This is a genomic window from Streptomyces sp. NBC_00878 (genome assembly GCF_026341515.1).
In the GTDB taxonomy this organism is placed as follows: domain Bacteria; phylum Actinomycetota; class Actinomycetes; order Streptomycetales; family Streptomycetaceae; genus Streptomyces.
Genome location: NZ_JAPEOK010000001.1, coordinates 3,034,761 through 3,056,761, shown reverse-complemented (window position 1 = coordinate 3,056,761; position 22,001 = coordinate 3,034,761). Strand labels below are relative to the sequence as shown.

The window sequence follows — 22,001 nt, the reverse complement described above, 5'->3', positions numbered from 1 at the left end:
CAGAGCTCATCTGCACATGCGGAGATCGATTCCGTAACGCCCCCGTTGTGTAGCGGCCTAGCACGCTGCCCTCTCACGGCAGTAGCGCCGGTTCGAATCCGGTCGGGGGTACAGATCCTTCCCGCGAGGGCAGTACGGGTAGCTCCCGCTGACCTCGATGCAGGATCGCTAGGGCCCCCGTTGTGTAGCGGCCTAGCACGCCGCCCTCTCAAGGCGGTAGCGCCGGTTCGAATCCGGTCGGGGGTACGGTTCTACTTGAATTGCATTGGTCTATGGTGTAATTGGCAACACTACGGTTTCTGGTACCGTCATTCTAGGTTCGAGTCCTGGTAGACCAGCTCTGATCTGCGGAAACGCAGGATCTAGGCCCCCGTTGTGTAGCGGCCTAGCACGCCGCCCTCTCAAGGCGGTAGCGCCGGTTCGAATCCGGTCGGGGGTACGTCATCGAAGAAGCCCTCCCCAACTGGGGGGGGGCTTTTTCGCGTTGGGCATCGGTGCTGGGCATTCGTGTTGGGCGTCGGGCCGAGGTCAACTCCAGTCGGTCGCTGCGGCGTTGAAGCGACCGGCCGGAGGAAGTCGAATCGGGCGTCGGCCCGCGGTGCACGTCCCTCCGCACGTCAGCCGGTGCGGCGCAGTGCCTCCGAGAGACGCCCGGCCGCGTCGATGACCGCCTGGGCATGCATCCGGCCCGGGTGGCGCGTGAGGCGCTCGATGGGTCCGGAGACCGATACGGCGGCGACCACGCGGTTCGACGGCCCGCGCACCGGCGCCGAGACGGACGCGACGCCCGGCTCGCGCTCGCCGATCGACTGGGCCCAGCCCCGGCGCCGTACGCCCGACAGGGCCGTCGCCGTGAAGCGGGCGCCCTGGAGGCCGCGGTGCAGACGCTCCGGCTCCTCCCAGGCCATCAGGATCTGGGCCGAGGAGCCGGCCTTCATGGTCAGCGTCGAGCCGACCGGGACCGTGTCCCTGAGCCCCGACAGACGCTCGGCCGCGGCGACGCAGATACGCATGTCGCCCTGGCGGCGGTAGAGCTGCGCGCTCTCGCCCGTCATGTCCCGCAGGTGCGTGAGCACCGGGCCCGCCGTCGCGAGGAGGCGGTCCTCGCCCGCGGCCGCGGCCAGCTCGGCCAGCCGGGGGCCGAGAATGAAACGGCCCTGCATGTCGCGCGCCACCATCCGGTGGTGTTCAAGTGCCACGGCGAGGCGATGTGCCGTGGGTCGTGCCAGCCCGGTCGCCGCGACCAGCCCTGCGAGGGTGGCCGGACCGGACTCCAGGGCGCTCAGGACAAGGGCTGCCTTGTCCAGAACGCCGACGCCGCTACTGTTGTCCATGAAACGATATTCGCGTCTCACTCTGTGAAACGCAAGTTCAATTTTCCGTGGAACGCGCCACCCTGATAGATACGGCGGCCCACCATTCACGGGCCCGGCGACCACATGCCCGAGAACAGCGGCGAGAGAGCCGGAGGGCGCGCCGGTGTCGAGGGGCCGAACGCGCGGAGGCCCGAAGGGTCGAGCACGATCGGCCCCTCGACACCGGCTGGAGCGCCCGGAGGCGAACGAGCCAAACAAAGGGGAAAGCGATGGGTAGGACACTCGCGGAGAAGGTCTGGGACGACCATGTCGTCCGGCGCGCGGAGGGCGAGCCCGACCTTCTCTTCATCGATCTGCACCTGCTGCACGAGGTGACCAGCCCCCAGGCCTTCGACGGTCTCCGTCAGGCGGGGCGCCCCGTGCGCCGGCTCGACCTCACCATCGCCACCGAGGATCACAACACCCCGACCCTCGACATCGACAAGCCCATCGCGGACCCGGTCTCGCGCGTCCAGCTGGAGACGCTGCGCAAGAACGCGGCCGAGTTCGGCGTACGCCTGCACTCGCTGGGCGACGTGGAGCAGGGCGTCGTCCACGTCGTGGGACCGCAGCTGGGCCTGACCCAGCCCGGCACCACGGTCGTGTGCGGTGACTCCCACACCTCCACGCACGGCGCCTTCGGCGCGCTGGCCTTCGGTATCGGCACCTCCCAGGTCGAGCATGTGCTGGCCACCCAGACGCTGCCGCTGGCCCGCCCGAAGACCATGGCCATCACCGTCGACGGCGAACTGCCCGAGGACGTCACGGCCAAGGACCTGATCCTGGCGATCATCACCAAGATCGGCACCGGCGGCGGCCAGGGCTACATCCTGGAGTACCGCGGCTCCGCCATCGAGAAGCTCTCGATGGAGGCCCGGATGACCATCTGCAACATGTCGATCGAGGCCGGCGCCCGCGCGGGCATGATCGCCCCCGACGAGACCACGTTCGCGTACATCAAGGGCCGCGCCCACGCCCCCGAGGGCGAGGAGTGGGACGCCGCCGTCGCGTACTGGAAGACCCTCAGGACGGACGAGGACGCGGAATTCGACGCCGAGGTCGTCATCGACGGCGCCTCCCTCGCGCCGTTCGTCACCTGGGGCACCAACCCCGGCCAGGGCGCGCCGCTTTCGGCGGCCGTCCCCGACCCTGCTTCGTACGAGGACGCTTCGGAGCGCCTCGCCGCCGAAAAGGCCCTGGAATACATGGGGTTGGAGGCCGGACAGCCGCTGCGCGACATCAAGGTCGACACCGTCTTCGTAGGTTCGTGCACCAACGGCCGTATCGAGGACCTGCGCGCGGCCGCCTCGATCGTCGAGGGCCGCAAAGTCGCCGACGGCGTACGGATGCTGGTGGTCCCCGGCTCCGCGCGCGTCGGTCTGCAGGCCGTGTCCGAGGGCCTGGACCTGGTCTTCAAGGAGGCCGGCGCCGAATGGCGGCACGCGGGCTGCTCGATGTGTCTGGGCATGAACCCCGACCAGCTGGCCCCCGGCGAGCGCTCCGCGTCCACCTCCAACCGCAACTTCGAGGGCAGGCAGGGCAGGGGCGGCCGTACGCACCTGGTCTCGCCGCAGGTCGCCGCCGCCACCGCCGTGCTGGGCCATCTGGCCTCCCCGGCAGACCTGTCCGACGCCGACGTCCGTACGCCCGCTGGAGTCTGAGAGCCATGGAAGCATTCACCACGCACACCGGCCGGGCCGTCCCGCTGCGCCGCAGCAACGTGGACACCGACCAGATCATCCCCGCCCACTGGCTCAAGAAGGTGACCAGGGACGGTTTCGAGGACGGGCTCTTCGAGGCCTGGCGCAAGGACCCGTCCTTCATCCTCAACCAGCCCGAGCGCGCGGGCGCCACGGTCCTGGTCGCGGGTCCCGACTTCGGTACGGGCTCCTCGCGCGAGCACGCCGTGTGGGCGCTGCAGAACTACGGCTTCAAGGCCGTCATCTCGTCCCGTTTCGCGGACATCTTCCGAGGCAACTCGCTCAAGAACGGCCTGCTCACAGTGGTTCTGGAGCAGAAGATCGTGGACGCGCTCCAGGAGCTCACCGAGAACGACCCCGAGGCCGAGGTCACGGTGGACCTGGAGGCCCGCGAGGTGCGCGCCGAGGGCATCACGGCGGCCTTCGAGCTCGACGAGAACGCCCGCTGGCGGCTGCTGAACGGGCTGGACGACATCTCCATCACCCTGCAGAACGAGGCGGACATCTCCGCGTACGAGTCCAAGCGGCCCTCCCACAAGCCGCGGACCGTTCAGGTGTGATCGCCGTCGGGTCTCCGGTCCTCCTCGGGTTTCCGGTCTCCCTCGGTCTCCTGTCCCCCCTCGGATCTGATCGGAGTCGAAGCCCGCAAGGCTGATTCCGGCCAGTGCAACAGGCATCTGTACCCCCAATCGTGGACGGTTGGGGGTACATCTGTGTCTGCCTCCGGAAGGGGTGTTCAGGACTTTGTGATTGGCCTCAACTGCCCTTGTTTCAAGGGGTCTTGATGGGGTAGCCGAGCCTCGGAAGAGCCTTGTGGAGAGGTGCGCAGGAGGCCCTCGGGAGGCGGTAGTTACCCCCTGCGCAGGCGACAACTCGCCCCAGATGGCACAATCTGTGCATGGAACACGACGGCCAACTCGAGCTCTATGCGGCAGTCGCGTCCCAACTCAAGGAAGCGCACACAAGGGTGCGCGCACTGCAAGTCCCGGAGGGCGTACGCATGGCGCTGACCCGGAAGCTGCTGGTCATTACGGCCGTGGCCAAGCACGATCTCGCCGATGCGACAAGGCGGCTGGAGCGGTTCGCGACGGACCTCGACGAGGGCCGAATCCCCGAAGAGGAACGCTGAGGAACTTCGCGACAGCCCTAGTTCGTTGCGGCACAAGGGTGATTAGCCCGTTTCGTGTTTGATTTGCGGTATATATCTGCCTAACGTGCGAAAAAGCTTGAACACTTTCGTTCTGGCAATGTCTCCGAAGGGGAAGACGTGAACAAGGCGCAGCTCGTAGAAGCGATTGCCGACAAGGTCGGCGGGCGTCAGCAGGCCGCGGAGGCGGTCGACGCCGTACTGGACGCCATCGTCCGTGCAGTTGTCGGCGGGGACCGGGTCTCGGTCACCGGCTTCGGTTCCTTCGAGAAGGTGGACCGTCCGGCCCGTTACGCCCGCAACCCGCAGACCGGGGAGCGCGTTCGGGTCAAGAAGACCTCCGTCCCGCGTTTCCGCGCGGGCCAGGGCTTCAAGGACCTGGTGAGCGGCTCGAAGAAGCTGCCGCGCGGTGGCGAGGTCGCGGTCAAGAAGGCCCCGAAGGGCAGCCTGTCCGGCACCGCCACCGCCACGGTCAGGAAGGCCGCGGCCAAGAAGGCCACCGCGAAGAAGGCGGTGGCGAAGAAGACCACCGCCAAGAGGACCGTCGCCAAGAAGACGACGGCCAAGAAGACCACGGCGACGGCCAGGAAGACCACCGCCAAGAAGACCTCGGCGGCGGCCAAGAAGACCACCGCCAAGAAGACCACCGCCAAGAAGGCGGCGGCGAAGAAGGCCCCGGCGAAGAAGGCCGCGGCCAAGAAGGCGCCGGCCAAGAAGTCGGCGGCCCGCAAGACCACCGCCAAGAAGGCCACCGCCCGCAGGTAGACAGGGGCGCTGGGATACTTACGCGCCGGGCCGGGCTCCCCCTGGGGAGCCCGGCCCGCGGCGTTTTCGGAAAGGCGTGCTGCTCAGGTCTCAGAAGGTCTGCAGCGTGATGAGCGTGATGCGCCGTGCCTCGCCCCGACCGTCACCCTCGCCCTCGACCTCGATCCGTACGCGTTGACCCGGGCGGAGCAGTCGGAGGCCGCCCCTGTCGAACGCCGGGGCGTCGAAGGGGACGGGGGTGCCGTCGTCCAGGAGCACCTTGCCCGTGCGGGTTTCTGGGTCGTATGTGTACGCGGTCGCCTGCATGGGGGAAGCGTAGCCCCGGGCCCCTTGAGGGGCGCGCCGGTCGGACGGCGCCGAGAGGTTCAGGCTGCCTTGATGCGCTCCACCGCCGCCGCCGTGCGCGGGCCCACCCCCAGTGCCAATGCCGCTCGCAGGTCCTCGCCCGTGTCCACGTCCTGGCGTACGGAGGGCACGTCGGACAGGAGGAGTTCCGCGGCGCCCGAGGCGCGGTGGCGGCGGCGGGAATCGGTGCCGAATGCCGGGAGCAATTCGCGGTCCGGGGACGCGGCGAGGAGAGTGGTGCCGAATGCAGCGGCATCGGCCAGGAAAGCGCGGGGGAATTCGGCGGCCGCGATGAGGACCCGGGCCAATTCCAGGGGGCGCAGGGCGGGCAGATCGGCGTTCAGGGCCGCCAGCGGACTCCGGGGGCTTCCGGTGCGTACGGCCGAGGCCGCGTGCGCCAGGGCGGCGTTCAGGCCGCCGCCCGGTTCGTCCGGGACGATGCGGGCGCCCAGCGCGGCCAACTCGCGTCCTGCCCGCACATCTCCCGTGACGACCGCCACATCCCCGACCACCGGGCAGGCCAGCGCCGCGGCCACCGTGTCCTGCGCGAACGCCAGGGCGAGGCCGGGGCGCAGACCGTCGGCCGCGGTGTCCGAGAGCCTGCTCTTCGCCCGCGACAGGGCTTTCAGGGGTACGACCAAGGTCCACTGCACCTGCGCTCCGCTCCTCCCTTGTCGCGCCCATTGTGACCCGGCTGCCCCGGCGGGCCGATGGCCGGGGCGTACGGTGTCCTCGACAGAGACGCGGCCTGGAGCGACACTTGTGCGGCCCCTCAGGCCCTAGAAGGTGCGGCCACCCCAGGCCCTTAGAAGGAAGGTGTACGCGTGCCCCGCCGCAGAATCGGCTTCTGGTACCGCTTCGCAGCGGTTCTCTGCAAACCGCCGCTGGTGGTTCTGATCAAGCGGGACTGGCGTGGAATGGAGAACATTCCTGCCGAGGGCGGATTTATCACCGCGGTGAACCACAATTCTCACGTGGATCCGTTCGCGTACGGACACTTTCAGTACAACACGGGCCGAGTTCCGCGATTCCTCGCCAAGAGCGGGCTTTTCAAGAAGGGCTTCGCCGGTGCGGCCATGCGCGGGACCGGGCAGATCCCGGTGTACCGCGAGAGCAGCGACGCGCTCAGTGCCTACCGGGCCGCGATCGACGCCGTGGAGCGCGGGGAGTGCGTCGTCTTCTATCCCGAGGCCACTCTCACCCGTGACCCCGACCTGTGGCCGATGACCGGCAAGACGGGTGCCGCGCGGGTCGCGCTGCAGACCAGGTGCCCGGTGATTCCGGTGGCCCAGTGGGGCGCCAACCACCTGCTCGCCCCGTACGCCAAGAAGCCCGACCTCTGGCCGCGCAAGACCCATCAGGTGTTCGCCGGCCCGCCCGTGGACCTCTCGCGCTTCTACGACAAGGAGATGACCCCCGACCTCCTGAAGGAGGCGACCGAGGTCATCATGGCCGCGATCACCTCGCAGCTGGAGGGGCTCCGCGGCGAGAAGGCGCCCGCGACGCCGTACGACCCGCGCCAGGTGCGCAGGGAGCAGCGGCGCAGGACGCTGGTGGAGGAAGAGCGGGACGAGAAGAGCGAGAAGGCGGAGCGGGGCGAGCTGGAAAAGGCCGCGCCCGAGGTGGTGGCGGAAGCGGTGGCGGAAAAGGCCGTGCGGGAAATGACCGAGGCAGAGCACGAAAAGGGGCACGGCAAGTGACGACATCCGGCAAGCCCGTCAGGGCGGCCGTCTTCGGGACCGGATCGTGGGGCACGGCCTTCGGCATGGTGCTCGCCGACGCCGGATGCGACGTGACGCTGTGGGGACGGCGGGCCGAGCTCGCCGAAGCGGTCAACTCCACGCGTACGAACCCCGACTACCTGCCCGGGATCGAACTCCCGGACAACCTGCGGGCCACCACGGACGCCGCCGAAGCCGCCCGCGACGCCGACTTCACGGTGCTCGCCGTGCCCTCGCAGACGTTGCGCGCGAACCTGGCGGACTGGGCGCCACTGCTCGCCCCCGGCACGGTTCTCGTCTCCCTCATGAAGGGTGTCGAACTCGGCTCCGCCATGCGGATGAGCGAGGTGATCGAGGATGTCGCGAAGGTCGGCGCCGACCGTGTCGCCGTGGTCACCGGGCCCAACCTCGCCCGGGAGATCGCCGCCCGTATGCCGGCCGCCGCGGTAGTCGCGTGCAGCGACGAGGCGGTGGCCCAGCGACTCCAGGCCGCCTGCCACACGCCGTACTTCCGCCCCTACACCAACACCGACGTGGTGGGCTGCGAGCTCGGCGGCGCCGTCAAGAACGTCATCGGCCTCGCCGTCGGCATCGCGGACGGCATGGGGCTCGGCGACAACGCCAAGGGGTCCCTCATCACACGGGGATTGGCGGAGACGACCCGGCTCGGCCTCGCCATGGGCGCCGACCCGCTGACGTTCTCGGGACTCGCCGGGCTGGGCGACCTGGTGGCGACCTGTTCCTCGCCGCTCTCGCGCAACCACACCTTCGGCACCAACCTCGGCAAGGGCATGACCCTCCAGGAGACCATCGCCGTCACCAAGCAGACCGCCGAGGGCGTCAAGTCCTGTGAATCCGTACTGGACTTGGCCCGCAGGCACGGTGTCGACATGCCCATCACGGAGACCGTCGTCGACATCGTCCACGACGGCAAGCCTCCGGTGGTCGCCCTCAAGGAGATGATGGCGCGCAGCGCGAAGCCCGAGCGGCGCTGAGCAACGCCATCGCGGCACGCCGCCTCAGGGCAGTACCTAACGGGTATTCTTGTCCCGATATGAGCACTGTGAACCTCCCCCCGAGCCCTGAGCAGCCGCCGCGCAAGCCACGCGTTGCGGTCGTCTTCGGCGGGCGCAGCTCCGAACACGGGATCTCCATGGTCACCGCCGGAGCCGTTCTGAGGGCCATCGACCGGACCAAGTACGACGTCCTGCCGATCGGAATCACCAGGGAAGGCCGCTGGGCGCTCACCGCCGACGCACCGGAACGCATGACCATCACCGAGCGCCGTACGCCCGTCGTCGAGGAGCTCGCCGAGTCGGTCGAGGGCGGCGTGGTGCTCTCCGTCGACCCCGCCAACCGCGAAGTCGTCTACAGCGAGCGCGGCTCGGTCCCCAAGGCGCTCGGCGAGGTCGACGTCGTCTTCCCGATGCTGCACGGTCCGTACGGCGAGGACGGCACCCTCCAGGGTCTCCTGGAGCTCTCCGGAGTCCCGTACGTCGGTTCGGGCGTGCTCTCCTCGGCCGTCGGCCAGGACAAGGAGTACATGAAGGCGGTGTTCATCTCCTTCGGGCTGCCGGTCGGCCCGTACATGGTGGTCCGCCCCCGCGAGTGGGAGCTCGACGAGTCGGCCGTCCGCAAGAGGATCATCGACTTCGCGGGGGAGCACGGCTGGCCGCTCTTCGTGAAGCCCGCGCGCGCGGGGTCCTCGATCGGCATCTCCAAGGTCAACGACCTGTCCGGCCTCGACGAGGCGATCGCGACGGCCCAGTACCACGACCCGAAGTTCCTCGTGGAGGCGATGCTGCGCGGCCGGGAGATCGAGTGCGGGGTCCTGGAGTTCGAGGACGGACCGCGGGCTTCCGTACCGGCCGAGATCCCGCCGGCGCCGTCGCACGACTACTACGACTTCGAGGCGAAGTACATCGACTCGACGCCCGGCATCGTGCCCGCCCCGCTGACCCCGGAGCAGACCACCGAGGTCCGGCGCCTCGCCGTCGAGGCCTTCAATGCCGCCTCCTGCGAGGGCCTGGTCCGCGCGGACTTCTTCCTCACCGAGGACGGCACCTTCATCGTCAACGAGATCAACACCATGCCGGGCTTCACGCCGATCTCCATGTACCCGCAGATGTGGGAGGCGACCGGGGTGCCCTACCCGGAACTGGTCGACCGCCTGATCCAGGCGGCAATGCGCCGTTCGACAGGCCTGCGCTGAGGTTTTTGGTTTTCAGGGGCGCGAGGCTCTGACATTTGCGACTCCTCCCCCACTCTCGGCTTCGCTCGAGCGGGGGGACCCCCATGAGCGGGGGGACCCCCATCGTGGGCGCGATCAGCCACGACGGGCCCGCCCCCGGCAAACAACCAAGGTCGTCTCAGTCGGCAATCCCCTCGGGAATCGCCTTCTTGATGGCCCCGGCCAAGTCGACAAGCACGGACGAAGAGTCCCGCCCCCCTGGCACAGTGACCTCCACGTACGCCAGACGCTGGGCGGACGTGAAGCGGGTCGCCCCGTCGTCCCGCTTCTCCATCAGCCAGCCCACTCCGTTCACCCCGCCGCCGACCGCGTCCGGGTCACCGCCCTCGGCGACCTTGGGGTCGACCATCTTGGGCGGCCGCTGGACACCACAGCGCAGTATGATCGCCGGGCTTCCCCAGCCCGCGGTCAGCGCGGACCGGGGCTCGGGATCCTCCCGGTCGAGTCCGTCCACCTTCCGCGGCAGCGACTTGTCCAGGTTCTGGCACAGCTCGGTGGCCTTCGCGCCCGGGCTGGGAACCGCGGTCGTGGCGTTGTCGTCTGCTGAGGAGCAGCCTGTGGCCGCGATCAGCAGGACGAGGGCGGGCAGCCCGAGGTAAGAGAAGCGCCGGTGACGGAAGAAGTCCACCGGCCAAGGGTAGACGGGGGCTACAGGTGCACGACCGGGCAGGTCAGAGTACGCGTGATGCCGTCCACTTGCTGGACTTTCGCGACCACCATACGGCCGAGATCGTCCACTGTGTCAGCCTGGGCTCGAACGATGACGTCGTACGGTCCGGTCACGTCCTCGGCCTGGATCACCCCTTGTATCTTGCTGATCATTTCGGCGACGGTCGACGCTTTGCCGACCTCCGTCTGGATCAGGATGTACGCCTGTACCACGGAACCTCCAGGGCGGCCACGAGGATCATGTGGGGAAAAGGAACGCCACGGTATCGCGTCGCCGTGCGCCGCGGGGAGACCCGCGGGGGCCGGGACCTCCGCGGAGGGGTGCGCGGACCGCACAGGTTGACGGTCGCCTCGACCGTACCCAGGCCGCAGGCGGTCCGCGACCGGGCGGACGCGGCAACGGAAGCGGACGCGGCAGCACAAGACGTACGACTCATGGGCACGAAGGGAACAGGTGAGACTCGGTGAAGGGAACCGTGGGCGAGTTGGGGGAGTTCGGGCTCATCAAGGAGCTCACCTCACGGCTCACCACCACTCCGGCGGTACGCGTCGGGCCGGGCGACGACGCCGCCGTGGTGGCCGCCCCCGACCGCAGGGTCGTGGCGAGCACCGACATCCTCCTGGAGGGACGGCACTTCCGGCGCGACTGGTCCACGGCGTACGACGTAGGTCGCAAGGCGGCCGCGCAGAACCTCGCGGACATCGCCGCGATGGGTGCCGTGCCGACCGCGCTGCTGCTCGGCCTGGTGGTCCCGGCCGAACTGCCCGCCACCTGGCCGTCCGAGCTGATGGACGGCATCCGCGACGAGTGCCAGGTCGCCGGCGCGGCCGTGGTCGGCGGCGATGTCGTACGCGGCGACACGATCACCGTGGCGATCACCGCGCTCGGCGATCTGCGCAACCACGAGCCGGTCACGCGCGCGGGCGCCCAGCCCGGTGACGTGGTGGCCGTGACGGGCTGGCTGGGCTGGTCCGCGGCCGGGCACGCCGTCCTCTCCCGCGGCTTCCGCTCGCCGCGCGCCTTCGTCGAGGCCCACCGGCGCCCGGAACCGCCGTACCACGCGGGCCCCGCGGCCGCCGGACTCGGCGCGACCTCGATGACGGACGTCAGCGACGGGCTGATCGCCGACCTCGGGCACATCGCCGAGGCCAGCAAGGTGCGTATCGACGTCCGCTCCGGCGCCGTCGACATCCCCTCGCAGATGAACGACATCGGTCAGGCCGTCGGCGTCGACCCCATCCAGTGGGTGCTCACTGGGGGCGAGGACCACGCGATCGTGGCGACCTTCCCGGCGGACGTGAAACTGCCCGCGCGCTGGAAGGTGATCGGCGAGGTCCTCAACCCGTCGGCGCTGCCGCAGGTCACGGTCGACGGGGCGCCGTGGACCAGCAAGGGCGGCTGGGACCACTTCGGGGACATCGAGTCGTGAGTGCCTCGTCCCGTGCGGGTGCCCCGCCGCGTGTACTGACCGTCGCGGGCTCCGACTCCGGTGGCGGCGCCGGGATCCAGGCCGACTTGAAGACGATGCTGGCGTTCGGCGTGCACGGCATGAGCGTGCTCACCGCCGTCACCGCGCAGAACTCCCTGGGCGTACAAGGCGCTTGGGAACTGCCGGTGGAGGCGGTGCGCGCGCAGTACCGCAGCGTGGTCGACGACATCGGCGTCGACGCCGTGAAGACCGGCATGCTCGCCTCCGCCGAACTCGTCGAGGCCGTCGCCGAGTTGATCGGCGGCACGGCCGTGCCCTCGGTCGTCGACCCGGTCGGCGTCTCCAAGCACGGCGACCCGCTGCTCGCCGCGTCCGCGCTGGACTCCGTACGCACGAAGCTGCTGCCCGTCGCCACGGTGGCGACGCCGAACCTCGACGAGGTGGCCCAGTTGACGGGTCTGCGGGTCGAGTCGGAGGACGGGATGCGGCGCGCGGCGGCGGCCGTCCTGTCGTACGGGCCGACGTGGGTGCTGATCAAGGGCGGTCACCTCAGCGGCGACGCCGTCGACTTCCTCACGGACGGCTCGGCGGAGCACTGGCTGCGGGCTCCCCGGCTCGACAACCGGCACACGCACGGCACGGGGTGCACCCTCGCGAGCGCCATCGCTTCGGGGCTCGCGAAGGGGGAGCCGGTGCCGACGGCGGTCGCGGCGGCGAAGGAGTACGTCACCGGGGCGATCGCGGGCGGCTTCGCGCTCGGGGGCGGGATCGGGCCGGTGGATCATGGCTGGCGGTTCGGGGCGGGCGACGCGTAAACGCATGCGCAAGCGTTTACGTGGGCAGGGCGTGACCGCTCTGACCGCTCTGACTGCTCGGACCGGTGTGGCAGGTTGAGTAGGTGGGCGTCCGTTTCCGGGCACAGCAAAAAGCCGGTCCACTGTGAGGTGGACCGGCTCTGAGCAGCGAACCAGCAGTGGCCGCGCGCTAGCAGAGCGTCAGCGCGAGACCTTGCCGGCCTTGATGCACGAGGTGCAAGCGTTCACGCGCTTCGGCGTCCCGCCCACCACGGTACGAACGCGCTGGATGTTCGGGTTCCAGCGACGGGGCGTACGGCGGTGAGAGTGCGAGATGTTGTTGCCGAAGCCCGGCCCCTTGCCGCAGACGTCGCAGTTGGCAGCCACCGGTCACTCCAAAGACTTCAGATGCTCTTACGGTTGATCCCGGCATGCCGGGATCAAGATCTAGGATCTGAGTGGCGGTGCCAGGGGAAAGGCCCGATGAGATCGGGCAACCGGAGCAGCATACAACGACTGCATCCGTACAACGAAACTACCATGGCTGGCCCGGGGACCTGTCCCGGCCCTCTTCCGGCGGAGACCTGACCGGGGTCTACGCTGCGTCGGACGTTCGGCTGCTCAAGGAGGCGCAGGTGCCGCAGGTGTCGCAGAGATTGGACGCATCCGCGGTACGCGCCTGGTGCGGTCTCGCGCTGGAGGCCCTCGGCCGCGCGCGCGAGGAGATCGACGCGATCAACGTCTATCCCGTGGCGGACGGGGACACCGGCACCAATCTGTATCTGACCGTGGAGTCGGCCGCCGCCGCCGTCGAGGCGGTCTTCGCGGCGCATGCCACCGTTTCCGCGGAGCCCGACCCCGGCTCCGGGGCGCGGGCGGCCGAGCGGCCCGCGCTCGCCGAGGCGGTGGGCGCGATGGCGCACGGCGCGCTCATAGGGGCCCGGGGGAACTCCGGGACGATCCTCGCGCAGCTCCTGAGGGGCATGGCCCAGGTGCTTGCCGCCGACAGTGGCAACGGACACACCGACGGGCCGGGCCTGCGGCTCGCCCTCCGGCACGCGGCCGACGCGGCCCGGGAGGCCGTCGCGCACCCGGTCGAGGGCACCGTCCTGACGGTCGCCTCGGCCGCCGCCGACGCGGCCTCCGGCGCCGAGGGCGACTGCGGGACGGTCGCGCGGGCGGCGTACGAGGGCGCGCGGGCGGCGCTCGCGGCGACTCCCGGGCAGCTGGCGGTCCTGGAGCGGGCCGGGGTGGTCGACGCGGGCGGGCGCGGGCTGGTGGCCGTGCTGGCGGCGCTGGTGGAGACGTTCACGGGCGAGGCGCCCGCCGCGACGGCGGTGCCGGTTCTCGCGGGGCACGCGCGCGTGCGGGCGGCTTCGGACGCGACGGAGCCCCACGCGCGCGTGGAGGTGACGGAGCCCTCCGCGCGCGCGGATGTGGACGCGGATACGGCGGATACCGCTGTGACGGAGTGGCCGGGAGATCCGAGTGACCCGGGGGAGTGCGCTGACGGAACGCCCGCTCAGGAAGAGGGTGGGCCGGCCTTCGAGGTGATCTACCTCCTGGAGGCGGAGGACGCGGCGGTGGCGCGGCTGCGGGACCGGCTCGACGCGCTCGGCGACTCGCTCGTCGTGGTCGGCGGGGACGGCCTGTGGAACGTCCATGTGCACGTCGACGACGCCGGCGCGGCCGTGGAGGCGGGCGTCGAGGCCGGGCGGCCGTACCGGATCCGGATCACCCACTTCGGGCTCGACGACGCGCACACGGCGGGCGCCGGGGGGCGGCCGGTCCGGGAGCCCGCCCAGCGCGCGGTCGTGGCCGTCGTCCCCGGCGAAGGCCTCGCGGGGCTCTACACCGAGGCGGGGGCCACCACCGTCCTCGCGCGCCCGGGGGAGCCGCCCGCGAGCGGGGAGCTCGTCGAGGCGGTACGGCGGGCCCACGCGCGCGAGGTGGTGCTGTTGCCGAACGACGCCGAGCTGCGCCACACCGCGGCCGCGGCGGCCGAACAGGCCCGCGCCGAGGGCGTCAGGGTCGCGCTGATCCCCACGCGTTCCGCGGTGCAGGGGATCGCGGCGCTCGCCGTGCACGAGCCAGGGCGGCGCTTCGACGAGGACGTCGTCGCGATGACGTCGGCCGCGGGCGCCACCCGGTACGCCGAGGTGGAGGTCGCGGAACGGCAGTCCTGGACCATGGCCGGCATCTGCCAGGCCGGCGACATCCTCGGCCTCATCGAGGGCGATGTCGCCGTGATCGGCTCCGACATCACGGCGACCGCCGAGGCGGTCCTGAACCGCATGCTCGCGGCGGGCGGCGAGATGGTCACTCTGGTCCTCGGCGACGACGCCCCCGACACGATCGCGGCCCACCTCGAAGCCCGCGTCCGGGAGTCGTACCTCGCCGTGGACACGGTGGTGTACCGGGGCGGACGCCAGGGGGCTCTGCTGCTGATCGGCGTGGAGTAGCGCGAGGACCTGCTTCTAGGCCCCGGACTCGGTCTCGGACTCGGTCTCCGTCGCCCGCAGCAACCGCTCCGCCTCGGCACGTCGAGCCGCTACCGTCTCGTCCCCGAATTCCCCGAATTCCCCGACTTCCCCCTCGGCGTACGCCGCGAGAACCTCACGCGCGCGTGCGGCCGCCCAGTCGGGGTGTTCCAGGTCGGCCTCCAGCCAGCCGGCGGCGAGTTGGGCGCCGGTGCGGCTGTGCAGGGCGTCCTCGCCGAGGGAGAGGAAGCCCGCGACGGCCAGTGAGACGTGGGCCAGGGCCTCCTCGAACAGGGCGTAGATCGCCTCGTCCTCGGCGTCGTCGGGCACGGACCTGGCGACCAGGTCGCCGAACTGGCGGTGTGTCTGGGCGAGTTCGGCCACGAGTTGCTCGCGCGCCTCGGCGTCCTCCGGAGCGGCGTCCTCGCACGCCCGGACCGCCCTGCCCATCAACTCCCGTGCCGTGTCGAGCCCCGAGCCCTCCTCGCGTACCGCGAGCCACGCGCGCGCCCGCAGGGAGCGGATCAGCCCGTGGACGTTGCCGAGGGACAGCCAGAGGTCACCGGCGCGCGCGTAGGCCTGCTCCGCCTGCGGGAGCAGCCCCGCGTGGCCGAGGGCCTCCGCGGCGAGATGGGCGAGCGTCGCGTGGTCGCGCTGCTCGGGCCAGTGCCGGGCGAACTCGGCGGCCCGGAGCCAGTGTTCGGCGGCCTCGCGGTGTTCGCCGAGCTCGGTGAGACAGTCGCCGAGCCACCAGTGGGTCTGCACGATGGCACCGTCGCCGTGCGTCTGCGCGCTCAGCTCCGGCAGCGCCGACTCCAGGACCTCCGCGGCCTCGGCCCAGCGCTCCTGACGCAGCAGGAAGCCGCCGAGCTGATGCCTGGCCCAGGCGCCGAGCGTGGCCCCCTCGCCGCCCTCGTCCGCCCAGTGCGACGCCTCCAGGGCATGGTCGGCGGCGGGCACGAGCTGTCCGGTGGCGCCGAGTATCTCGGCCAGTTGGAGGTGCAGTTGGGCGTGGCCGGTCGCCTCCATGAAGGGCGCGCCGTGCTCCAGCGCGGCCCGGGCCGCGCGCTCGGCCGCTTCGGCGTCGCCCAGGTGGCGCGCGATTCCGGTGAGCCGCGCCTCGTACTCCACGGCGAACCACGGCAGCCCGGCCGCCACGAACGCCTCCACGGCCCGCGTGAGCAGCTCCGAGGCCCGCTCCGCGTCCCCGGCGTGCGCCGCGAGCTCCCCGAGCATGGCCTGCGCCTCCGCGGCCCGGGAAGCGACCAGGAGGTCGTTCCCGGCTTCCGGCCCGGCGAGGGCCAGCAGCTCCCGCGCGGCGGTCTCCGCGGCGGCCGGTGCCTTGGAGCCGTGCCCCGCCCCGTTCACCTCCGCCGCCTCGTGCACGCGCTGGAGCAGGATCCGCGCCCGTCCCACCAGCACGGAGGCCGCCTGCTGGACCCCGGTCCCGCCCTCCGCGAAGAGGGCGAGCACCTGCTCGTACGGCTCCGAGACCGCGGCCAGCGCCTCGGCGGTCCGGCCGGAGAGGGCCAGTACGTACGCTCCACGCGCGCGTGCCGCCAGGGCCTCGCCCGGGTCGCCCGCCGCCACGTACAACTCGGCGGCGCGGGCGAACAGCTCCACGCCCTCGGGGCCGAGGCCCATCGCCTCGTGGTCGGTCAGCTCCGCGCGGTCGCGGGGCGACAGGTCCTCGTCACCGGCCGCCTCCGCGACCGCGGCCCACGCCGCGACGGAGTCCGGGTGCAGGGCGGCCGAGAGCCGGCGGGCCTCGGCGAGCAGCGCGGCCAGGTCCGGCTCGTCGCCGGCAGGGGCATCCGCGGACGGGGCGGGCGCGGGCGTCACGGCAGCCGCCACGGTCGGTGTCGCGCGTATGCCCAGGGTCAGCCGCTCCACCAGCGGCAGCTGATCCATGCGCTCCCGGACGCGCCCGCTCACATACGCCGTGCCGTTGCGCTCGTCGAAGCGGTCCGCCAGCGAAAGGGCCTCCACGCGCGCGTGGGCGGCGAGTTCGCCCGCGGTCCAGGTGCGGCCGGCCGGTCCCGGCACGGTCCGCGCGCCGAGCCCGAGCGAGGCCAGCCGGTCCATCAGCAGGGCGACCACGGCCAGGAAGTCCATCCGGCTGCGCGGTTCCCCGGCGTCCGTGAAGTAGGCGGGACGTTCCGCCAGCAGCTCCAGGGCCCGCGCCTCGTTGCCGGTGAGCACGCAGAACTCCACGTGGTCCGCGTACGCGCCCCGCATGCTCTCCATGGGGCGTACGAGCCGGAAGCCGCGCAGATGGTGGGCCCGCGCCTCGTCCAGACGCCCCAGCCGCAGCAGGGGCACCAGCGAGGACGCGAGGACCGCGTGCGGCTCGTGGGCGCAGGTGTACTCACCCTCCAGGACGGGCCGCCACAGCTCCAGGGCCTCGGCGTCGGAGCCCCGCTCGGCCCGCCACCAGCCCTGGTCGTGCAGTTCGCAGGCATGGCAGTCGGCCATGCTGTCCCGGTCCGCGGCCAGCCACGCGGTGTACGCCCGCTCCGCCCGCGCCAGATCCCCGATGGACCGCGCGACCGTGAACTCGGTGCTGCGGACCGCCCGTTCGGAGTGCCCGGCGAGCCGGTAGCGGTGCTCCATCTCGCCGAGCCACTTCTCGATGGAGGCGAGCGGCACGTGCGGCTGGCCGACCATTCCGGAGGACACCCACTTGAAGACCCAGTGCAGGGAGTGGGTCTCGTACTCGTCGAAGTCCTCGGGCCGTTCGTCCCACATGCGCAGCAGGCGCGCGAAGGGGACGAACATCCTGTCCTTCTCGGAGCTGTAGTTGTAGACCTTCAGCTGGTGGCCGAGCGCCTCGATCACGGCGAGCGGGATGGCCAGCTTCTCCGCCTCGGCGAGCAGCAGCTCCGCGCGCGCGTTGCGGGCCGGGCCCTCCGGCTGCTCGTAGTTCTCCTGCATCGCCCGGCGCAGCGCGTCGAAGTCCATGTTCTCACCGGTCCGGCTCATCGGTGGCCCCCCTCCGGGGAGTCGCTGTGGGTGGCCCACTCCAGGAGGCCGATGAACGACCGGTTCAGGAGTGCCGAGTCCGCCGGTCGCAGCGGGCGCTGCGCCATCAGCAGGGCCTGCCCGTAGAGGGACTCCGTCGCCGTCCCGATCAGCTCCCGGTCGTCGAGTGAACTGATCCTCCGGATCAGCGGGTTGAGGTGGTTGAGCACCAGCCGCGCGCGTGGGGCGCTGCCGCGCAGCGAGCCGAGGATGCCCGCCCACAGGTCGTCGGCCTGCTCCTCGGCGTCCGCGCGCGCCTGCTCGTGGCGGGTCGCCCGGTCGTCCAGGTGCAGGGCGGGCACGGAGAGGGGATGGAAGGCGCGCAGCACGACATCGCACCCCAGGGGGTCGAGTTTGGCCCGCGCGGCCCCCAGGAAGGCCGACAGAGCAAGCTCCACCGCCGGGTCGACCGAGTCCAGATGCGCGGTCACCGTGTCGGCGTCCAGCTCCGCCACGACCGTCCCGGGCCGCACCGAGGGCAGCGCCTCGACCAGCTCGCTGTCGTACGTGTAGCCGCCGTTGACGACCCCCACGCCCTGCGCGGATGCGATCGGCGCGACCTGGCGGAACTCCTCGACGGTCCGCGTGAAGTGCACCACCGGGTGCCGCTGGGCGAACTCCTCCAGGGACAGCCGCCCGTCGGTCGTCTCGAAGGGCAGCCACGGCAGCATCGTGCGCAGCATCTCGCCGTCGTGCCGCGCGAGGGACTTCACGCCCAGGTGGTGCACCGACAGGAAGGCCGCGAGCCGCTCGGGATCACCGGCCGCGAGCCCCGTCAGCCAGGCCCTGATCCGCTCGCCCAGCGCCTCCCGTACGCCCGCCAGGGCCTCGTCCTCGTACAGCGCCTCCCGGGACGCGGTGGGCCGCAGGCTGTCCGTGTCGAGGACGCAGCGCACGAAGAACGCCCAGTCGGGCAGCAGCTGTTCGGCCCGCTCGGTGAGGAGCATGCCCTTCAGGTGCACGCGATGACCGGCGCGCTGGGCGGGGCTGACCGCGGACGGCAGTACGTACGCCACTCCGCGTATCCCTGCGAGCGGCACGTCCAGGTCGATCGAGTCCAGCGGTGTGAACCCGAACAGCTCGTGGCAGTGCCGTCCCAGGGCCACCCTTCGGGTGGCGGGACTCGGGTACGCGCGGTCCCAGGGCGCGGGGAGGTCCGTGACGGCCTCGTCGCCCACCCGTACGTCGTACGGAAGCAGCGAACCGAAGTCCCGGGCCAGCGAGAGGACCCGCTCCTCGGCCAGCCAGTCGCCGGCGCCCGGGCGGGACACCAGGTACACGGTCGTACCCGGTTCCACGCGGGCCTCGTGAGGCAGCGTACGGACCGTGTACGAGCCGTCGTCGGCCGCCGTCCACTCCACGGGGGGTGCGTCGGGCGTACGGGCGCTGCGGCTGACCACCCGGATGCGCTCGGCGACCACGAAGCAGGCGAGCAGGCCGATGCCGAACTGCCCGAGGAAGTCGGAGCGCGCCGACTCCAGGCCCTCGGCCCGCTTGGAGCTGCGGCCGATGGTCGCCAGGAGGCTGTGCACATCCGTCTCGGTGAGCCCGATCCCGGAGTCCTCCACCCGAAGGGTGCCGCCGCCGCCCTCGACGAACAGCCGTACCAGGGCAGGCGCGTCCGGCTGCTCGGCGCGGCGGGCGGTGATCGCGTCCACGGCGTTCTGCAGCAACTCGCGCAGATAGACCTTGGGGCTGGAGTAGAGGTGGTGGGAGAGAAGGTCCACGAGGCCGCGCAGGTCGACCTGGAACGTATGAGGTGACTGGGATGCCTGAGCTGACTGTGAGATCTGGGAGTCCATCGTCGCTGCGCCGGTGGGGGGACGTGCGACGGCGCGGGGTCGGGCGGTCCCGGGAGGTGGCGACCGCGAACAGGGCCGGAGCCGGACATCCTAGGCCCGGAACCAGCCGTCTGACCAGCGGATTTCCGGGACGTATACGGCAATGTCAGTGGCGTGGTGTGCAATGGATCTCGTGCCCGTGCTCGAAGAACCACTGAAGAAGGTGCTCGGACCCGCCACCGCGAAGGTGATGGCCGAGCACCTCGGCCTGCACACCGTCGGCGACCTCCTGCACCACTATCCCCGCAGGTACGAGGAGCGCGGACAGCTCACCCACCTCGCCGACCTGCCCATGGACGAGCACGTGACGGTGGTCGCCCAGGTCGCCGACGCCCGCCTGCTCACCTTCTCCTCGTCCAAGGCCCCCCGCGGCAAGGGCCAGCGCCTCGAAGTGACCATCACGGACGGCAGCGGCCGGCTCACGCTGGTCTTCTTCGGCAACGGCGTGCACAAACCGCACAAGGAGCTTTTGCCCGGCACACGCGCGCTGTTCGCGGGCAAGGTCTCCGTCTTCAACCGCCGCCTCCAGCTGGCCCATCCGGCATACGAGCTGCTGCGCGGCGAGGACGTGTCCGAGACGGTGGACACCTGGGCGGGCGCCCTCATCCCGCTCTATCCCGCCACCGCCAAGCTGGAGTCCTGGAAGATCGCCAAGTCGGTCCAGACGGTGCTGCCGAGCGCCCAGGAGGCCGTTGATCCGCTGCCCGACTCCCTGCGGGCGGGCCGGGGTCTGGTGCCCCTCCCCGAGGCCCTGCTGAAGATCCACCGCCCGCACACCAAGGCGGACATCGAGGACGCCCGCTCCCGCCTCAAGTGGGACGAGGCCTTCGTCCTCCAGGTGGCCCTGGCCCGCCGCCGTCACGCGGACGCCCAACTGCCCGCAGTGGCAAGGAAGCCCAAGAAGGACGGCCTGCTCTCCGCCTTCGACGCCAAGCTCCCCTTCACCCTCACCGAAGGCCAGCAGAAGGTCTCCAAGGAGATCTTCGACGACCTGGCCACGGAGCATCCGATGCACCGCCTGTTGCAGGGGGAGGTCGGCAGTGGCAAGACGCTGGTGGCCCTGCGCGCCATGCTCGCCGTCGTCGACGCGGGCGGCCAGGCAGCCATGCTCGCGCCCACCGAGGTGCTCGCCCAGCAGCACCACCGGTCGATCACGGAGATGATGGGGGAGCTGGCCGAGGGCGGCATGCTCGGTGGTGTCGAGCACTCCACCAAGGTGGTGCTGCTCACCGGGTCCATGGGGGCGGCGGCGCGGCGACAGGCACTGCTCCACCTGGTCACCGGCGAGGCCGGGATCGTCATCGGGACGCATGCGCTGATCGAGGACAAGGTGCAGTTCCACGACCTGGGCCTGGTCGTGGTGGACGAGCAGCACCGGTTCGGGGTCGAGCAGCGCGACGCCCTGCGCGGCAAGGGCAAGCAGCCTCCGCACCTCCTCGTGATGACCGCCACCCCGATCCCGCGCACGGTCGCCATGACCGTCTTCGGCGACCTGGAGACGTCCGTCCTGGACCAGCTCCCCGCCGGGCGCTCGCCCATCGCCAGCCATGTCGTCCCGGCCGCCGACAAGCCCCACTTCCTCTCACGCGCGTGGGAGCGCGTGCGCGAGGAGGTGTCCAACGGTCATCAGGCGTACGTGGTCTGCCCACGCATCGGCGACGAGGACGACGACCCGAAGAAGTCCAAGAAGAAGCCGTCGCCGGAGGACGAGGCCGAGAAGCGCCCGCCCCTCGCCGTCCTCGACATCGCCGGCCAGCTCACCAAGGGCCCGCTCCAGGGGCTGAGGGTGGAGGTCCTGCACGGCCGTATGCCCCCGGACGACAAGGACGCCGTGATGCGCCGCTTCGCCGCCGGGGAGACGGACGTCCTGGTCGCCACGACGGTGATCGAGGTCGGGGTGAACGTGCCGAACGCCACGGCAATGGTGATCATGGACGCCGACCGGTTCGGCGTCTCCCAGCTCCACCAACTGCGCGGCCGCGTCGGCCGAGGCTCGGCCGCGGGCCTGTGCCTCCTGGTCACCGAGATGCCGGAGGCGAGCCCGGCCCGCCAGCGGCTGACCGCGGTCGCCTCCACTCTCGACGGCTTCGAGCTCTCCCGCATCGACCTCGAACAGCGCCGCGAGGGCGATGTCCTCGGCCAGGCCCAGTCCGGCGCCCGTACGTCACTGCGGATGCTCGCCGTCATCGAGGACGAGGAGATCATCGCCGAGGCCCGCGAGGAGGCGGCGGCGGTGGTCGCGGCCGACCCGGACCTGGCGCACCTGCCCGGCCTGCGCACGGCACTCCAGGCTCTGCTGGACGAGGAGAGGGAGCAGTATTTGGAAAAGGGCTGAGGACCGGTGCGCCCCTTTGGGGGCGCGGGGCTGAGTCGATGTGCGGCTCCGCCGGGTGGGCGCGACCAGCGCCACAAACCCGCAGCCGCCCCCAACGCGGAGTCCCACCCCCGCAGCCCAGAAAACGCACCCGCCACCCCCGCCTGC

19 protein-coding genes and 4 tRNA genes are annotated in these 22,001 nt (G+C 71.1%); 15 read left to right on the top strand and 8 right to left on the bottom strand.

The annotated features are described in order from the left end of the window. Positions 1-38 precede the first annotated feature (38 nt). The 4 genes from OHA11_RS12550 to OHA11_RS12535 all read left to right on the top strand — a co-directional run bounded on the left by OHA11_RS12550 (position 39) and on the right by OHA11_RS12535 (position 439). Positions 39-111: transfer RNA gene (locus tag OHA11_RS12550), tRNA-Glu, on the top strand. Between the two features lie 62 nt (positions 112-173). Then, positions 174-246: transfer RNA gene (locus OHA11_RS12545), tRNA-Glu, on the top strand. A 20-nt stretch (positions 247-266) separates the two neighbouring features. After that, positions 267-338: transfer RNA gene (locus OHA11_RS12540), tRNA-Gln, on the top strand. A 28-nt stretch (positions 339-366) separates the two neighbouring features. After that, positions 367-439: transfer RNA gene (locus OHA11_RS12535), tRNA-Glu, on the top strand. Between the two features lie 178 nt (positions 440-617). Here the strand turns inward: OHA11_RS12535 and ndgR are convergent. Beyond that, complete coding sequence (gene ndgR, locus OHA11_RS12530; RefSeq protein ID WP_266495357.1) at positions 618-1,334, bottom strand: IclR family transcriptional regulator NdgR; 717 nt, start codon at positions 1,332-1,334, stop codon at positions 618-620. 251 nt (positions 1,335-1,585) lie between these two features. Between ndgR and leuC the strand changes: the two genes are divergently transcribed. The 4 genes from leuC to OHA11_RS12510 all read left to right on the top strand — a co-directional run bounded on the left by leuC (position 1,586) and on the right by OHA11_RS12510 (position 4,967). Next, complete coding sequence (gene leuC, locus OHA11_RS12525; RefSeq protein ID WP_266495356.1) at positions 1,586-3,016, top strand: 3-isopropylmalate dehydratase large subunit; 1,431 nt, start codon at positions 1,586-1,588, stop codon at positions 3,014-3,016. A 5-nt stretch (positions 3,017-3,021) separates the two neighbouring features. Then, complete coding sequence (leuD, locus tag OHA11_RS12520) at positions 3,022-3,615, top strand: 3-isopropylmalate dehydratase small subunit (RefSeq protein ID WP_266495354.1); 594 nt, start codon at positions 3,022-3,024, stop codon at positions 3,613-3,615. Positions 3,616-3,953: 338 nt separating this feature from the next. Beyond that, positions 3,954-4,184 carry a hypothetical protein gene (locus OHA11_RS12515; RefSeq protein WP_266495352.1) on the top strand — a complete coding sequence of 77 codons (231 nt, stop codon included), beginning with the start codon at positions 3,954-3,956 and terminating at the stop codon, positions 4,182-4,184. Between the two features lie 138 nt (positions 4,185-4,322). After that, positions 4,323-4,967 (top strand): HU family DNA-binding protein, encoded by a 645-nt coding sequence (locus OHA11_RS12510; RefSeq protein WP_266495350.1) that lies wholly within the window; start codon positions 4,323-4,325, stop codon positions 4,965-4,967. Between the two features lie 90 nt (positions 4,968-5,057). On the opposite strand, the gene OHA11_RS12505 is transcribed toward OHA11_RS12510, so the two are convergent. Both OHA11_RS12505 and cofC read right to left on the bottom strand, forming a co-directional pair. After that, the gene (locus OHA11_RS12505; protein WP_266495349.1) at positions 5,058-5,273 is read right to left on the bottom strand and encodes a hypothetical protein; all 216 of its coding nucleotides are present in this window, start codon (positions 5,271-5,273) and stop codon (positions 5,058-5,060) included. A gap of 59 nt (positions 5,274-5,332) precedes the next feature. Continuing rightward, positions 5,333-5,965 (bottom strand): 2-phospho-L-lactate guanylyltransferase, encoded by a 633-nt coding sequence (cofC, locus tag OHA11_RS12500; RefSeq protein ID WP_266495348.1) that lies wholly within the window; start codon positions 5,963-5,965, stop codon positions 5,333-5,335. Positions 5,966-6,136: 171 nt separating this feature from the next. Here cofC and OHA11_RS12495 point away from each other — a divergent pair, with 171 nt between their 5' ends. Genes OHA11_RS12495 through OHA11_RS12485 form a run of 3 tightly spaced genes read left to right on the top strand, consistent with a single transcriptional unit; the run spans position 6,137 to position 9,245 of the window. Beyond that, entirely contained in the window at positions 6,137-7,012 is an 876-nt protein-coding gene (locus OHA11_RS12495; protein ID WP_266495346.1) for a 1-acyl-sn-glycerol-3-phosphate acyltransferase, read from the top strand. Beyond that, positions 7,009-8,028, top strand: a complete 1,020-nt coding sequence (locus OHA11_RS12490; protein ID WP_266495345.1) for an NAD(P)H-dependent glycerol-3-phosphate dehydrogenase — start codon at positions 7,009-7,011, stop codon at positions 8,026-8,028. Before OHA11_RS12495 ends, OHA11_RS12490 begins: the two co-directional genes overlap by 4 nt. 59 nt (positions 8,029-8,087) lie before the next feature. Beyond that, complete coding sequence (locus OHA11_RS12485; protein WP_266495343.1) at positions 8,088-9,245, top strand: D-alanine--D-alanine ligase family protein; 1,158 nt, start codon at positions 8,088-8,090, stop codon at positions 9,243-9,245. A 157-nt stretch (positions 9,246-9,402) separates the two neighbouring features. Here the strand turns inward: OHA11_RS12485 and OHA11_RS12480 are convergent, their stop codons facing one another. After that, complete coding sequence (locus OHA11_RS12480) at positions 9,403-9,912, bottom strand: DUF3515 domain-containing protein (protein ID WP_266495341.1); 510 nt, start codon at positions 9,910-9,912, stop codon at positions 9,403-9,405. 20 nt (positions 9,913-9,932) lie between these two features. Further along, on the bottom strand, positions 9,933-10,166 hold the full coding sequence (locus tag OHA11_RS12475) for an Lrp/AsnC ligand binding domain-containing protein (protein ID WP_055614017.1): 234 nt from the start codon (positions 10,164-10,166) through the stop codon (positions 9,933-9,935). A 251-nt stretch (positions 10,167-10,417) separates the two neighbouring features. On the opposite strand from OHA11_RS12475, the gene OHA11_RS12470 reads away from it, so the two are divergent. Both OHA11_RS12470 and thiD read left to right on the top strand, forming a co-directional pair. Continuing rightward, positions 10,418-11,383 carry a thiamine-phosphate kinase gene (locus OHA11_RS12470; protein WP_266495337.1) on the top strand — a complete coding sequence of 322 codons (966 nt, stop codon included), beginning with the start codon at positions 10,418-10,420 and terminating at the stop codon, positions 11,381-11,383. After that, positions 11,380-12,198: a bifunctional hydroxymethylpyrimidine kinase/phosphomethylpyrimidine kinase gene (gene thiD, locus OHA11_RS12465; protein WP_266495335.1), complete on the top strand. Its 819-nt coding sequence runs from the start codon at positions 11,380-11,382 to the stop codon at positions 12,196-12,198. Before OHA11_RS12470 ends, thiD begins: the two co-directional genes overlap by 4 nt. A 180-nt stretch (positions 12,199-12,378) precedes the next feature. On the opposite strand, the gene rpmB is transcribed toward thiD, so the two are convergent. Next, positions 12,379-12,564, bottom strand: a complete 186-nt coding sequence (gene rpmB, locus OHA11_RS12460) for a 50S ribosomal protein L28 (RefSeq protein ID WP_004924906.1) — start codon at positions 12,562-12,564, stop codon at positions 12,379-12,381. A gap of 248 nt (positions 12,565-12,812) precedes the next feature. On the opposite strand from rpmB, the gene OHA11_RS12455 reads away from it, so the two are divergent. Further along, on the top strand, positions 12,813-14,639 hold the full coding sequence (locus OHA11_RS12455) for a DAK2 domain-containing protein (protein ID WP_266495332.1): 1,827 nt from the start codon (positions 12,813-12,815) through the stop codon (positions 14,637-14,639). 15 nt (positions 14,640-14,654) lie between these two features. Here the strand turns inward: OHA11_RS12455 and OHA11_RS12450 are convergent, their stop codons facing one another. Both OHA11_RS12450 and OHA11_RS12445 read right to left on the bottom strand, forming a co-directional pair. After that, on the bottom strand, positions 14,655-17,639 hold the full coding sequence (locus OHA11_RS12450; protein ID WP_266495330.1) for a tetratricopeptide repeat protein: 2,985 nt from the start codon (positions 17,637-17,639) through the stop codon (positions 14,655-14,657). After that, positions 17,636-19,480: an HSP90 family protein gene (locus OHA11_RS12445; RefSeq protein WP_266495328.1), complete on the bottom strand. Its 1,845-nt coding sequence runs from the start codon at positions 19,478-19,480 to the stop codon at positions 17,636-17,638. Before OHA11_RS12445 ends, OHA11_RS12450 begins: the two co-directional genes overlap by 4 nt. 163 nt (positions 19,481-19,643) lie before the next feature. On the opposite strand from OHA11_RS12445, the gene recG reads away from it, so the two are divergent. Then, positions 19,644-21,854 carry an ATP-dependent DNA helicase RecG gene (recG, locus tag OHA11_RS12440; protein WP_266495325.1) on the top strand — a complete coding sequence of 737 codons (2,211 nt, stop codon included), beginning with the start codon at positions 19,644-19,646 and terminating at the stop codon, positions 21,852-21,854. Positions 21,855-22,001 lie beyond the last annotated feature (147 nt).

Bases quoted from the DNA above. Each gene is read 5' to 3' on its own strand.
- ndgR (WP_266495357.1), bottom strand. From the start codon at position 1,334: ATGGACAACAGTAGCGGCGTCGGCGTTCTGGACAAGGCAGCCCTTGTC.
- leuC (WP_266495356.1), top strand. From the start codon at position 1,586: ATGGGTAGGACACTCGCGGAGAAGGTCTGGGACGACCATGTCGTCCGG.
- leuD (WP_266495354.1), top strand. From the start codon at position 3,022: ATGGAAGCATTCACCACGCACACCGGCCGGGCCGTCCCGCTGCGCCGC.
- OHA11_RS12515 (WP_266495352.1), top strand. From the start codon at position 3,954: ATGGAACACGACGGCCAACTCGAGCTCTATGCGGCAGTCGCGTCCCAA.
- OHA11_RS12505 (WP_266495349.1), bottom strand. From the start codon at position 5,273: ATGCAGGCGACCGCGTACACATACGACCCAGAAACCCGCACGGGCAAG.
- OHA11_RS12485 (WP_266495343.1), top strand. From the start codon at position 8,088: ATGAGCACTGTGAACCTCCCCCCGAGCCCTGAGCAGCCGCCGCGCAAG.
- OHA11_RS12450 (WP_266495330.1), bottom strand. From the start codon at position 17,639: ATGAGCCGGACCGGTGAGAACATGGACTTCGACGCGCTGCGCCGGGCG.
- OHA11_RS12445 (WP_266495328.1), bottom strand. From the start codon at position 19,480: ATGGACTCCCAGATCTCACAGTCAGCTCAGGCATCCCAGTCACCTCAT.
- recG (WP_266495325.1), top strand. From the start codon at position 19,644: ATGGATCTCGTGCCCGTGCTCGAAGAACCACTGAAGAAGGTGCTCGGA.